Origin of the sequence: Steroidobacter flavus, assembly GCF_042651805.1 — a bacterium.
In the GTDB taxonomy this organism is placed as follows: Bacteria; Pseudomonadota; Gammaproteobacteria; order Steroidobacterales; family Steroidobacteraceae; genus Steroidobacter; species Steroidobacter flavus.
Genome location: NZ_JBHSDU010000015.1, coordinates 2183826 through 2196335, shown reverse-complemented (window position 1 = coordinate 2196335; position 12510 = coordinate 2183826). Strand labels below are relative to the sequence as shown.

General features: G+C 61.9%; 14 protein-coding genes. 8 read left to right on the top strand and 6 right to left on the bottom strand.

Annotated features, from left to right (window positions below; all coding sequences use genetic code 11):
- Positions 1-46 precede the first annotated feature (46 nt).
- From ACFPN2_RS36540 to ACFPN2_RS36515, 6 genes are all read left to right on the top strand, one after another.
- Positions 47-1213 (top strand): acyl-CoA dehydrogenase family protein, encoded by a 1167-nt coding sequence (locus ACFPN2_RS36540; RefSeq protein WP_380605973.1) that lies wholly within the window; start codon positions 47-49, stop codon positions 1211-1213.
- Positions 1214-1223: 10 nt separating this feature from the next.
- Complete coding sequence (locus ACFPN2_RS36535; RefSeq protein WP_380605971.1) at positions 1224-2093, top strand: HpcH/HpaI aldolase/citrate lyase family protein; 870 nt, start codon at positions 1224-1226, stop codon at positions 2091-2093.
- Complete coding sequence (locus ACFPN2_RS36530) at positions 2093-3367, top strand: acetyl-CoA hydrolase/transferase family protein (RefSeq protein ID WP_380605970.1); 1275 nt, start codon at positions 2093-2095, stop codon at positions 3365-3367. The genes ACFPN2_RS36535 and ACFPN2_RS36530 overlap by 1 nt, the downstream gene beginning before the upstream one ends.
- Entirely contained in the window at positions 3367-4134 is a 768-nt protein-coding gene (locus tag ACFPN2_RS36525; RefSeq protein ID WP_380605968.1) for an enoyl-CoA hydratase/isomerase family protein, read from the top strand. Before ACFPN2_RS36530 ends, ACFPN2_RS36525 begins: the two co-directional genes overlap by 1 nt.
- A gap of 85 nt (positions 4135-4219) precedes the next feature.
- Entirely contained in the window at positions 4220-4453 is a 234-nt protein-coding gene (locus tag ACFPN2_RS36520; RefSeq protein WP_380605966.1) for a nitroreductase family protein, read from the top strand.
- 14 nt (positions 4454-4467) lie between these two features.
- Entirely contained in the window at positions 4468-4992 is a 525-nt protein-coding gene (locus ACFPN2_RS36515; RefSeq protein ID WP_380605964.1) for a nuclear transport factor 2 family protein, read from the top strand.
- A gap of 66 nt (positions 4993-5058) precedes the next feature.
- On the opposite strand, the gene ACFPN2_RS36510 is transcribed toward ACFPN2_RS36515, so the two are convergent.
- The 5 genes from ACFPN2_RS36510 to ACFPN2_RS36490 form a co-directional block, all read right to left on the bottom strand.
- Entirely contained in the window at positions 5059-5343 is a 285-nt protein-coding gene (locus ACFPN2_RS36510) for an antibiotic biosynthesis monooxygenase family protein (RefSeq protein ID WP_380605962.1), read from the bottom strand.
- Between the two features lie 62 nt (positions 5344-5405).
- Positions 5406-5957 carry a nuclear transport factor 2 family protein gene (locus ACFPN2_RS36505; protein WP_380605960.1) on the bottom strand — a complete coding sequence of 184 codons (552 nt, stop codon included), beginning with the start codon at positions 5955-5957 and terminating at the stop codon, positions 5406-5408.
- Between the two features lie 271 nt (positions 5958-6228).
- The gene (locus ACFPN2_RS36500; protein ID WP_380605958.1) at positions 6229-7089 is read right to left on the bottom strand and encodes an SDR family NAD(P)-dependent oxidoreductase; all 861 of its coding nucleotides are present in this window, start codon (positions 7087-7089) and stop codon (positions 6229-6231) included.
- A 1-nt stretch (position 7090) separates the two neighbouring features.
- Positions 7091-8467 carry an aromatic ring-hydroxylating oxygenase subunit alpha gene (locus ACFPN2_RS36495; RefSeq protein ID WP_380605956.1) on the bottom strand — a complete coding sequence of 459 codons (1377 nt, stop codon included), beginning with the start codon at positions 8465-8467 and terminating at the stop codon, positions 7091-7093.
- 154 nt (positions 8468-8621) lie between these two features.
- Positions 8622-9431 (bottom strand): IclR family transcriptional regulator, encoded by an 810-nt coding sequence (locus ACFPN2_RS36490; protein ID WP_380605954.1) that lies wholly within the window; start codon positions 9429-9431, stop codon positions 8622-8624.
- A 124-nt stretch (positions 9432-9555) separates the two neighbouring features.
- On the opposite strand from ACFPN2_RS36490, the gene ACFPN2_RS36485 reads away from it, so the two are divergent.
- Positions 9556-10467, top strand: a complete 912-nt coding sequence (locus ACFPN2_RS36485) for an SDR family NAD(P)-dependent oxidoreductase (protein ID WP_380605952.1) — start codon at positions 9556-9558, stop codon at positions 10465-10467.
- A 45-nt stretch (positions 10468-10512) separates the two neighbouring features.
- Positions 10513-11262 (top strand): GntR family transcriptional regulator, encoded by a 750-nt coding sequence (locus ACFPN2_RS36480; RefSeq protein WP_380605950.1) that lies wholly within the window; start codon positions 10513-10515, stop codon positions 11260-11262.
- A gap of 100 nt (positions 11263-11362) precedes the next feature.
- Here ACFPN2_RS36480 and ACFPN2_RS36475 read toward each other — a convergent pair whose 3' ends face one another.
- Positions 11363-12508 (bottom strand): acyl-CoA dehydrogenase family protein, encoded by a 1146-nt coding sequence (locus tag ACFPN2_RS36475; protein WP_380605948.1) that lies wholly within the window; start codon positions 12506-12508, stop codon positions 11363-11365.
- Positions 12509-12510: the final 2 nt, after the last annotated feature.

Below are 12510 nucleotides of genomic sequence, written 5' to 3'. Positions count from 1 at the left end.
GGAACGATCGAAGCCGGGTCATTACCGCTCAACCTATTGGCAGGCTATGGATTTTTCACTGACCTCCGATCAACAGAACATCCGGGACGCCGTCCTCAAGCACTGCGCCCGCTTCCCCGACGAGTTCTGGCTGGAGCGCGACCGGGAGGGCGTGTTTCCGCACGAATTCTTCCAATCCATGGTCGAGGCCGGCTGGCTGGGCATCGCCATGCCGACCGAGTTCGGCGGCTCGGGGCTCGGCATCACGGAGGCGGCGGTGATGATGCAGGCCATCGCCGAATCCGGCGCCGGCATGGGAGGTGCGTCGAGCATTCATTTGCCCGTGTTCGGTTTGCAGCCGGTCGTGTTGGTCGGCACGGAGGAACAGAAACAACGCATGTTGCCGCCCGTCGTGCACGGTGAAGACAAAGTTTGTTTCGCGGTGACTGAACCGAACGTCGGCCTCAATACTACTGAATTGAAAACGCGCGCCGAACGACGCGACGGCGGTTATCTAGTAAACGGCGAAAAGATCTGGATCTCCACCGCCCAAGTCGCGAACAAGATGCTCTTGCTCGCACGCACTACGCCGCTGGATCAGGTGAAGCGCAAGACCGACGGACTGTCGTTGTTCTATACCGATCTGGATCGCAGCAAGATCGAAGTGCGGCTCATCCATAAAATGGGCCGGCACGCGGTCGATTCGAACATGCTGTTCATCCAGGAGCTGTGGATCCCGGAAGCGGATCGCATCGGTCCGGAAGGCGAAGGCTTCAAGCTCATCCTGCATGGCCTGAATCCCGAGCGCATACTGGTCGCGGCCGAAGCGATCGGCATCGGTCGCGCGGCCGTCAAACGCGCCGCGAAGTACGCGCGCGAGCGAATTGTTTTCAATCGGCCCATCGGAATGAATCAAGGCATCGCGCATCCGCTGGCAAAATGCTGGGCGCAGCTCGAGGCGGCGAACTTGATGGTGATGAAGGCGGCGACCCTGTTCGATAAAGGCCAGGAGTGCGGGGTCGAGGCCAACGCTGGAAAATATCTGGCCGGCGAGTTCGGGTTCGAAGCCTGCCATACCGCGATGCTGACCTTGGGCGGCATGGGGTATGCGCAGGAGTACCACGTCGAGCGCTACTTGCGCGAAAGCCTGATTCCCCGGACCGCGCCGGTCAGTCCGCACATGATCCTGAACTTCCTGGCCGAGAAGGTCCTGGAACTGCCGAAGTCTTATTGAGGATGATCCCATGACTCAAATGCGCTCCTGGCTGTTCGCGCCGGGCGACAGCGAACGCAAGATGGAAAAGGCGACTGCGAGCCGCGCCGACATCGTGATCTACGACCTGGAAGATGCGGTGTCCGAGGCGGAGAAGCCCAAGGCGCGCACGCTGGTGTCGGCGTTTCTCAAATCGAACGCTCAGCACCGGTCGCGTCTGTGGGTTCGAATCAATCCGATCCAAGGCCCGCATGCGTTGGCGGATCTCGCCGCCGTGATGCCTGCGGCGCCGGCCGGCATCATGTTTCCCAAGCCGCGCGGCCGAGCCGATGCTGAATTGCTCGATCATTACCTGACTGCGTTCGAAGCGGCCGCTGGGTCGGAGATCGGCTCCACCAAAGTGATTCTGCTTGCGACTGAGATGCCGGCGAGCATGCTCGCCATCGGTAGCTATGTCGGCGTGCCTCGCGTTGTGGCGATGTCATGGGGTGCGGAAGATCTCGCGACGGAGTTAGGCGCTAGCGACAATCGTAGCGCCGATGGTGGCTATGACTTTACGTACGAGTTGGCGCGCAGTCTTTGTCTGGTCGGCGCGGCCGCTGCTGGCGTTGCTCCCATCGAAACCATCCACGGCGATTTCAAGGACGACGCGGGCCTTCGCAAACGCGCGGTGCAAGTGAGGCGAGCGGGCTATCGCGGCATGCTGGCGATTCATCCGGCGCAGATCGATGTGATCAATGAGGCGTTCTCGCCCAGCGCCGAAGAGCTGGCGGCGGCGCAGGAGATTATCGATCTGTTCGCGGCGAATCCCGGTGTCGGCACCATCGGTCACAAAGGCGCGATGTTGGATCGACCGCATCTCGCTCGCGCGAAGGCCTTGTTGGCGTCGGTGGGGCGCTGATGGGTGCTTCTATCGAGCCTGCTGAGTTGGATCTCGGCCAGTATGTTCGCGCGGGCGACCGCATCGTCTGGGGTCAGGCGTGCGGTGAGCCCACGACTTTGGTCGAGGCGCTGATCGCGCAGGCCGATAGCATCGGTCGCGTCTCCGCATTCGCCGCCACCAGCTTCTCCGGAATCCTCACGGCGGAAGCGGCAGAACGTTTCGATCTTTCCAGCATGGGCGCGATTGGAGCGTTGCGCGTCGTTGCGGCGAAGGGCCGGTTGGGCATCGTGCCGTGTCATGTCAGTCAGGTTGCGCCGATGATCGAGCAGGGCATCCTGGGCTGTGACGTAGCGTTCGTGCAGGTCAGTCCGGCCGATGCGAGCGGCAATCACAGCTTTGGTTTGATCAGCGACTTCGTGGCGTCGGCGGTGAAGAAGGCGCGAGTCGTGATCGCGGAGGTGAACGAACGTGTGCCGTTCACCTATAGCAATGTGGTTCTGCCGGCATCGCGTATCGACTGTGCCGTGCACGTATCGCGCATGCCGGTTGAGGTGCCGCCGGCGCAAATCAGCGAGACCGACCTGGCAATTGCCAAGATCGTCGCGGGTTACATCGATAGCGGCTCGGTGATTCAAGTCGGTGTCGGCGCGGTGCCGGATGCGATCTTGCGATTGTTGTTGGATCGCCGCGATCTCGGCGTGCACTCGGGGATGATCGGCGACGGCCTGGTCGATTTGATGGAAGCGGGTGTCATCACGAATGCGACGAAGGCCATCGATACGGGCGTCGCCATCACGGGCGCGCTCATCGGCACTCGACGTTTGTATGAGTTCGTCGACCGCAATCCCAAGATCGGCATGCGCAGTACCGCGTACACGCATGACGCGTCGGTGCTGTCGCAGCTCACGAAACTCGTGACCATCAATTCGGCTGTCGAAGTCGATCTGACTGGACAGGTGAATGCCGAGCAGAGTGGCGGCCAATATCTGGGTGGCACGGGAGGTCAGGTCGACTACGTTCGCGCGGGTGCGCGGTCACCGGGCGGTCACGCGATCATTGCTCTGCCTGCAACGGCCAAAGGCGGCAAGATCAGCCGCATCACCGCGGCGCTGTCGGGTCCGGTCACGACGGCGCGTAGCGATGTTGATGTAATCGTCACCGAGTTCGGCGCGGCGGAGCTGAAGGGACAGACTTTGGCCGAGCGCACGCGTCGGCTCATCAACGTTGCGCATCCCGACTTTCGCGAGGAACTGGACCGGGCCGCGCACGCCATCCGGCAGAGAGGCTTCTAATGAGCGACGCTGTACTGTTCGACGCGCGTGACGATGGCATCGCCATCATCACGTTGAACCGTCCAGAGACGCGCAACGCGCTCAGTAAGGACATTCGCGAGGGCCTGTTTGCTGCTTGGGATCGGTTCGAGCGGGACCCGAAGCTGCGAGTCGCGATTCTTACTGGATCCGGCGAGAAAGCGTTTTGTGCGGGTGGCGATCTGAAGGAAATGGTTGAGCGTCAGCTCGCCGTGCCACCGCGCGATATGTTTCCTGTGCCGGGCGATAACATCGAGGTGAGCAAGCCGACGATTGCCGCCGTGAATGGCGTGGCGTTTGCTGGCGGCTGGATGATCGCGCAGGCCTGCGACCTATGTGTCGCCAGCACTCGCGCTCAGTTCGGTATCACTGAAGTGAAAGTGGGTCGCAGCTCGCCCTGGGCCGCGCCGCTCATTCATATGATTCCGCAGCGGATCATGATGGAGATTATTCTGACTGGTAAGCCGATCACGGCGCAGCGTGCGTATGAGATCGGGCTGGTGAATCGGCTGGCCGAGCCTGAGGCGCTGATGGAAACGGCGCTGGCCTTTGCCGCTGAAATTCTCGATGGCGCGCCGTTGTCCGTTAAAGCGGGCCGCGAGACGGTGATGCTTGCGACCGAGATGGGCCGTTCCGCCGCTCTGCGTGCTGCGAGGCATGCGTCGGAATATTGCTATATGAGCAGCGATGCCCAGGAAGGGCCTCGAGCTTTCGCGGAGAAGCGCCGGCCGCAGTGGAAAGGGCGCTGAGTCGTGCGAATGACGTCCACTCGTGCCTTCGAACGCGATTCCCGACCGCACGGAATCGAGTTCGGCGCATGGGGCCGATGTCGGCATGTATATGCAGACTTTCATGCTGCTCGCAGTCGAGCAGGGGCTCGCGACTTGTCCACAAGAGATTTGGTCGGTCTGGCCGCGCACTGTCGCTCGATTCATTGGCATGCCCGATGAGCTGATGTTGTTCGCCGGTATGTCGCTCGGCTACGAGGACACGCAGTCGCCTCTGAACAGCTTCCGGACGACGCGCGCACCGCTGGACAGCTTCGCGTCGTTTCTTGGTTTCAACTGAACGCGTAGGTCACTATGGAACTCAGGGATCTCCTGGATCGAGAACAGATCCGCGATTGCATCGCTCGCGTAGCGCGCGGCGAGGATCGTCGGGACGCCGAGCTGATCAAGCAGTGTTACTGGCAGGATGCGAACGTCGACTTCGGCATCTTCACCGGCTCCTTCGCGGAGTATCTTGCGTGGGTCGTGCCGGGCTCGCCGGCGGTTCCGTTGACGCTTCACACGCTCGGGCAGAGTTTGATCGAGCTTCATGCCGCGAAGGCTGCTGTTGAAACGCACGTGACGTCCTATCACCGCATCGACATGGGCGAACAGCATCGCGACATCGTGATCGGCGGGCGCTATCTGGATCGTCTGGAGCAGCGCGAGGGGCACTGGCGCATTGCTCAGCGCACGATGCTTTACGACTGGGTGAGCGACTATGGCCAGTCGGCCGACTTCGGCAAGGGTGTGCTGGGGACGCCGTTCAAGACCAAGCACTCCGTCGGCGCTGCGCGCGGCGATTTCAGCGAGACGTTCTTCAAGCAGCTCAGAGCTTGATGACGCGTTGTCCTGCTGACATTGAGCTGTTGCGGTTCAATTTCAGCCGGGACGACCGCCGTCCTTCTAGTTCATATTGAAGTGTTCCATCGCGCCGCCGGTCGAGAACGGCTTCAGCAGCGCGCGGAACTCAGTCATGATCGGGCTCGTCTTGAACGCGGTGTGCGAGTCCATCGCGTCCCATTCGACCAGCAGCATGAACTTCTGTGGATTCTCCACCCCGCGTCCCAGCTGCACCGATTTCACGCCTGGCACGCTGGCCAGGAGCTCCAGGCCTTTACTCTTCATGGCCGCGGCGAATTCCAGTTCCATGCTTTCGCGAATTTGCAGTTCCGCGCGTTCGAGCAACATGCAGGCACCTCGAGATTCTTCGGGCTTCAACGGCCGGGAATGGATGTCGGGACATTGGTCCACTAGCGGCCAGGAATGGATGTTTGGCGCTGATTCGTCAGCGGCCGGCGATAAGATGGATCTTGTTTGTCGCGCGACGGCGCGCCATTCGCGTGAATGCCGGGCACGTCTGCGAACGGAATCGGCAGCGTCGGGACCATGCCTGACCACTCGATGGCGTTGGTTCTCAGCGCAATCTTCCATGCGCCGTCGCGACGCTCTAATCGATCGATGTATCGTCCGCCCGCGATCCAGTTCGTGTCGTCACGGTTGCGGCCCACAAACAAGTAATACGTTTCAGCGTGCGCGCGGTTGCCGTCTATCTCGCAGGTGTGATTGAGCAGGTTGTGATGCGTGGCCACCTGACCGTGCTCGTGCAGACTCGCCGCCCAATCGTAGAGCTCGACCGGCCCGCCGACGAACGGTCCCGCGGCAATCACTGCATCTGAGTGGAACGCGGAGAGGAAGAGTTCGCGATCGAAGCGATCCATGCCCCGGCTGAAGCGGATCAGGCAATCGAGAATGTCCTGCCGATCCAGCAGCTCCTCGAGCCGCGCTTGTCTGTCGTTAGTCATCGTGCTCCACCGCCGTCCAAACCTCCGCCCCTCGCTGCGCTATTCATCCTGCCCGCGTCCAGATCGCCGATCCACGCCGCGCTGTTCATGCTCTTAAATCGGCGCCAAGTCGCCGGCCCACGCCGCGCCATTCATACCTCTTAACCGGCGCCCAAGTAGCTGACCCACGCCGCGCTATTCGTCCTCTTACACCGGCGTCCAAGTAACCGACCCTCGCTGCGTTATTCATCACTTGAGCTGGCGTGCCGTTCGAGGGCATTCTGTGCTGTTGCTATACCGGTGCCCAAATCGGCGATCCGCGCTTCTCGCGCAGCGAGGGCGGCGTGTGGCCGTTGACGTCGGTGACGCCGTATTCGCGTGCCAGCTCGGCGGCGATGTAGGTGCCGCCGGTGCGTTTCAATACGTTCGTGTCCTTGGCGAGCGCCGCAATCACACGGCCGGGAAACTCAACGGACGAGCCGACGTTCGGGTCGGTGACGGTCTGCTGCTTCATCGCCGGGTTCCGACTCAGATTGCGCTCGGCGCGCTCTGTGAATGTGAGGCCGAGCCAGAGAGACAACGAAGCGACGTTATGGGGCTTCAGCTCAATCGCCATATCGCGAGCCATGCGATCGACGGCGGACTTGCACGTGCCGAACACGACGCCGTATGTGTACGTCACGCCCACATAACCCGACGTGGCGACAATCAATCCTGACTTCTGTGGCGTCATGATCTTCGCCGCATGCCAGGCCGCGACGAAGTTCGAGCGTACGCCGACGTCGACCATCTCCCAGTTGGAGAGGGGCTTCTCCCAAAACGATCCCGGTTCGGTGAGATCTTCCGGCAAGGAGAAGGCGTTGTTGACCAGGATGTCGAGACGCCCTTGCTCGCGCCGAACTCGTTCGAAGAGGGCAGCCACGTGAGCATCGTTCGCATGATCGACCTGAACAGCAATACCTTTCCCGCCGCGACGATCCACTTCGAGCGCGGTTTCGCCGACCGTGCCAGGCAGCGGATACGAGCCGGGAGTGACGGTGCGGCCGGTGACGTAGACCGTGGCGCCTTCTTCGGCGAGTGCAAGCGCGATGCCCTTACCGATGCCACGGCTCGCGCCGGTGACGACAGCGACTTTGTTTGCTAGCGAGCCCATATCACAGCTTCCGAGGCGCGCCGACGCCGCTCATATAGCGCGCCAGATTGCGATGGAGATTGGAGATCGACTGCTCGCGATAGGGATTTGGCAGCGTCCCACGGAACCCGCCGTTCTTCATGCCTTGCTGAACCGCCGCCATGTTCGAGAAGTCCTGCGGCAACACCGTACGCCAGCCCGCATCGTCAGCCGGCGTATATTGCCACTCAGTCTTCGGCTCCTCGCCTTTAGGAAACAACTCGTAGACCGCCGCCTCGAAGATGCACTTGTCCGGGTTGTACCCATACGGACGCGCGCTGTAACACAGCGCGTTGTTCAACGCGTGACCGATCTGGAAATTCGGGAACAGCTGCCAGGCCGTGCCGCTCTTACCCGTATGAGCCGGATCAACCGTCGGCCACACAACGCCGCGTGCGGCATCGTCACGCCGTGCCGAGTCGAGCCAATGTTTCAGAACTTTATCGGCCGGCGTTCCTTCCGGGAGCTCATCAACCAATCGTTGCGCGGCTTTGACCAGCGTCTGCGTCGTGTTCGTGTTCGCGTGCTCCCACGTGTAGAGCTGTAGCTGAGCTGTCGAGACACGCGGATCGCCGCCCGAGCCGAGACGCAACTTGGCCTGGTTCTCGTCCAAACCCTTGGGTGCGTCATAGCCGATATTGCTGTGAAGACCTTGCGCTCGTGCCCAACCGCGGAAGTCACCGAACGGCATGAACTCCGGATGCGTGCCCGGCACATGGTAGGTTTCGCTGAACGCTTCCATCGCCACTTTCCAGTTGCAATCGAACACCAGCCAGCGACGCCAGCGATAGCGCATGTTCTGCAGTTGGAACGGATCGAGCATGCTCGCGGCGGGCTCGAGGTAGTCGCGTAGCGGGCCGGCGTTCGGATCCAGGTTGATCCAGATCCAGCCGCCCCACGTATCCACGTTCACTTCGCCCAGTCGAGTGCGCTCATCCGACAGCGCGCCTTTCCAATCCTCGTGATTCATGACATGCGTGCACTTACCGTCGAGGTTGTAGCGCCACGCATGAAAGCCACAAACAAAGTTGTCGCGCTTGCCACAGGCGCGCTTCGCGCCGGCCGGCGTGTCCACCAGGCGGCGGCCGCGATGAGAGCAAACGTTGTAGAACGCTTTGAATTTATCGGCAGCGGTGCGGACGATCAGAATGGAATCGTCGAGAATGTCATAGGTGAGAAAGCTGCCGACTTCCGGCGCTTCCTCGATGCGACCGACTTGTTGCCACACCTTGCGCCACAGCTTGTCGCGCTCGGCCCGCACATATTCTTCGGACGTGTAAGCCTCGACGCTGTAAGTCACTGCGGTCGACAGGTCCTCGGCCGTCGTTGCCACGCCCGTCGTATCAGCCGCTGTGCTCATGACATCCTCCGCCTGCACTGATGCTCAACGGGCGGAAGTTAAAAGCAGGGCCGGCGAGGGTCTTGACCCGACACGGCAAATCCCCAACCAGCGACGACAGGGTGACGGGAGGCGAGGAGTTAACCTGCGCGTGTCAGCCGGCGCGAGGCGGGGCTTAACCTGCGCGCGTCAGCGGAGGCGTACGGAATCCAAGGCTGCGGGAAATCGCCGTTGCTTCTTCGAGCACCAGTCGCGCCAATTCGGCGCCACGATCCTGCAGGCGAGAGCTCGGTGCGGCCGCGATGATTGCGCCGATCACCGTGCCCGCGGCATCGCGAATCACCGACGCCGTTCCATTCACGCCATCCGCTGCTTGATCGAGGGTCTGAGCGACGCGGGCCTCGCGGGCGGCGGCAATAATCTCGGTGAGCTTGCGTTTGTTTGTTTCGGTCTTGGTCGTGAGCTGTTCGGGTTTCAGTCGCTGCAAATAGGACTGCAGCTCTTCGTCCGGCAGCGCTGCCAGCAGCACGCGACCGCCTGCCGTACAGTACAGGGGCCGACGATCGCCGACCGACACCGCGAAACGCACGGTGTTACGACTCTCGATCACATCCACATAAGTCAGGGTGTCGCCACTCGAGTCGCGCACGGCGAACAACACCGTTTCGCCCGACCGCTCCGCCAGCCGCACCATGCCTTCGCGCACGAAGCTCGACGATTGCAGACGGCGACGAGCTTCCAACAGAGCGCTGCCCAATCCGTAAGCCGCGGGCCCGAGTCGATAAACACCTTCGGTGGGAATGACGAAATCCGCTTCCGCCAGGCCTCGGAGCAAGGCGGCGATGCTGCTCTTCGGCGCATTCAGGGTGCGACTGAGTTGGGCCAGGCCGATGGGCGTCGGGCTGGCGCACAGCGCTTCCAGAATCTGAATCACCCGCGTGACCGATTGGGGTGAGCTGAAGCGGCGTTCGTCATCGTTGAGCATTGGGAAATTAGACTCCACTGAGACGCGCCCGCCAAGCCCGGCGCGCGAAAATTCATCCGGAGAAGTTTGTCAAATTCCTCCGGAGAGGTATCGTGGTGAAAACCAGTGCGATGCGGGGGCGCCAGTGACCGAGCTCAGATTCGACAATCGCGTGGCCGTGATCACGGGCGCGGGCCGGGGGCTGGGACGCGCTTACGCACTGCTGCTGGCGTCGAAAGGCGCCAAAGTCGTCGTCAACGATCCGGGCGGAAGTTTGCAAGGCGCCGGCGCTGACTCGACCCCGGCGCAAGACGTGGTGCGTGAGATCAAAGCGGCTGGAGGCGAAGCGGTCGTCAACACCGATTCGGTCGCGACGGCCGACGGTGGCAAGGCGATCGTTCAATCGGCACTCGATCGGTACGGTCGCATCGATATTCTCATCCATAACGCCGGCAACGTTCGCGCAGCGTCCTTGCGCGAAATATCTCACGCCGATTTCGACGCGGTGCTCGATGTTCATCTACGTGGAGCGTTTCATGTAGTGCGGCCCGCGTTTCCTGTGATGTGCGATGCCGGCTACGGCCGCATTGTGCTCACTTCATCGATCGGCGGGCTGTACGGCAATCATCGGCAAGTGAACTACGGTGTTTCCAAAGCGGGATTGATCGGTCTTTCCAATGTCGCGGCCCTCGAAGGCGCGGAATACGGCGTGAAATGCAACGTCATCGTGCCCGCGGCCGTGACGAGAATGGCTGAGGGCATCGACACCAGTGCGTTTCCGCCCATGACCTCTGAAATGGTGGCGCCGGTCGTCGGGTGGCTCGCACACGAGTCGTGCTCGATCACGGGTGAGATGCTTGTATCTATCGCGGGCCGGGTCGCGCAAGCGTTTATCGGCGAGAGCGTCGGTGTGTATCGGCCGGAATGGACGATCGATCAAGTCGGCGAACAGATCGACTCGATTCGGGACAAGAGTGCGCCGTGGATTTTGCCGGTCGTGCCTTCGGGACATGTCGATCACATCCGTCGCAGCTTCGAAATGGCGGCTAAGGGCTGACGCATGCCCGTCAAGGCCAGCGCCAGATCCCATCGAAGGGCGAGAGTGCGCTTATCGCCTGTTGTGGCATCGGACGATCCACTGTATTTGCAGGTTGCTCGGGCGTTGAAGAAAGAAATCGTCGGCGGTCTCTATCCCGTCGGCTCGCATTTGCCGACCGAGAGCGAGCTTTGCGAACGGTTCGTCGTCAGTCACTACACGATCCGAGAAGCGCTACGTCGTCTGCGTGACGATCGCCTGGTGTCCTCGCGACAAGGCGCGGGCACCGTCGTCGTGCCTCGACCCAGCGCTGACGCGTACGCGCAGGATGTGGTTTCGATCAATGATTTGCTGGAGTTCGCCACCGGCGCACGCTTTGCGATCGAGTCCATCGATATGGTTACGATCGATGCCAAGCTCGCCGCGCGCACGGGGCTCGCAAGCGGTCAAGAATGGCTCGCGGTGCGCGGCTTGCGCCAAAGAGAGGGCGCGCCGACGCCGGTGTGCTGGACGGAGTACTACATCAATCGTGAGTTCGCGGCGCTTGGCAAAGTGTTGGGGCGACACGTCGGGCCGATCTTTCCATTGATCGAAGACTTGTTTGGCCGGAGCATTCTGGAAGTGCATCAGGAGATCGGCGCGGCGGTGCTGTCAGCGACACTGGCGCAGAGCTTGAAGGTCGATGCGGGGACGGCGGCGCTAGAGGTTCGCCGCACGTATAAGAGCTCGGACGCGGAAGTCGCGCAGGTCACGATCAACACACATCCGGCGTCGCGCTTTCGTCATTCCATGACGATGCGAAGAATCCGAATGTGACGACCGCTTACGTCACTCCATAGCACTGCGATGAAGCGGAATGTAGCGATTAACGCCGCGCTCCCGTCATTCCATGACGCTGCGAGGATTCAGGGCGCGATCAACGCGGCCCTTTCGGTAACCCGAGCACGCGCTCGGCAATGATGTTTCGCTGAATCTCAGCCGTGCCGCCCGCGATTGTCTCCGAGAACGCGTCGAGATAATCGTGACCCCAGCCATGCATGCCGGCGACTTCCGGCGCATCGATGCCATAGAGATCGATGGCCGCTGCCGTCACGCGTTGTGAGAACTCGGCGAAGCTCAGGCGGATCATCGAGCCGCTGGCGTCGGGCACGCTGTTTTCGGAGTCGAGTGCGAATCGATACGTCATGGCGCGGATCGATTGTCCTTCGGCCCGCAAGCGTCCCAAGCGGAGCCGCAGCTCCGATCGATGTGCGGGGCAGGCAGCCAGCAGGTGTTCCACTTTGATCGTGAGCCCGATCAACAGCGCGAGGCCGGCCGTGCCACGCTCGAAACTCAGGGTCGACATCGCGGTGGCCCAGCCGTTGTTCACGCCGCCAACGACGTTGGACAGCGGCACACGTACCGAGTCGTAGAACACTTCGCAGTACTTGTGCGGGCCCGCCATCGTGCGGATCGGACGCACGGTGATGCCGGGGAGATTCATGGGGCAGATCACCCACGTGAGCGCGGCAGAAGTCTTGGCGCTCGGATCGGTGCGGATCAACAGTTCCTGCCAATCGGCGATGTCGGCGAAGCTCGACCAGATCTTGTGACCGTCGATGATGAGTGTGTCACCTTCGACCCGGCCACGAGTTCTTACGCTCGCGAGGTCCGAGCCCGCCCCGGGTTCCGAGAAGCCCTGGCACCAGATCACTTCGCCCGCAAGGATCTTCGGCAGATGAAACGCTTTCTGCTCCGGACTACCGCAGGCGATCAGCGTCGGGCCCGCGTGATTCAGAGCGACGAACGATGCGTTGAGCGGCGAGGGCGCGCTGGCGCGTGCGTACTCTTCGAACCAGACGATCTGCTCGAGCACGGACAACCCGCGCCCACCGACCTCTTTGGGCCAGGCGAGGCCGGCCCAGCCGCCTTGGGCCTGCTTGCGCTGCCAGGCGAGAACGTAGTCACGCGAGGCCGGGCCGTCTTCGGGCGAGGGCTCGTGAGGAACATTCGCTTCGAGCCAGGTGCGGGCCTCACGTCGAAACGCGCCGATCGAGTCCTCGTTCGCGGAATGCGTGCCCATCG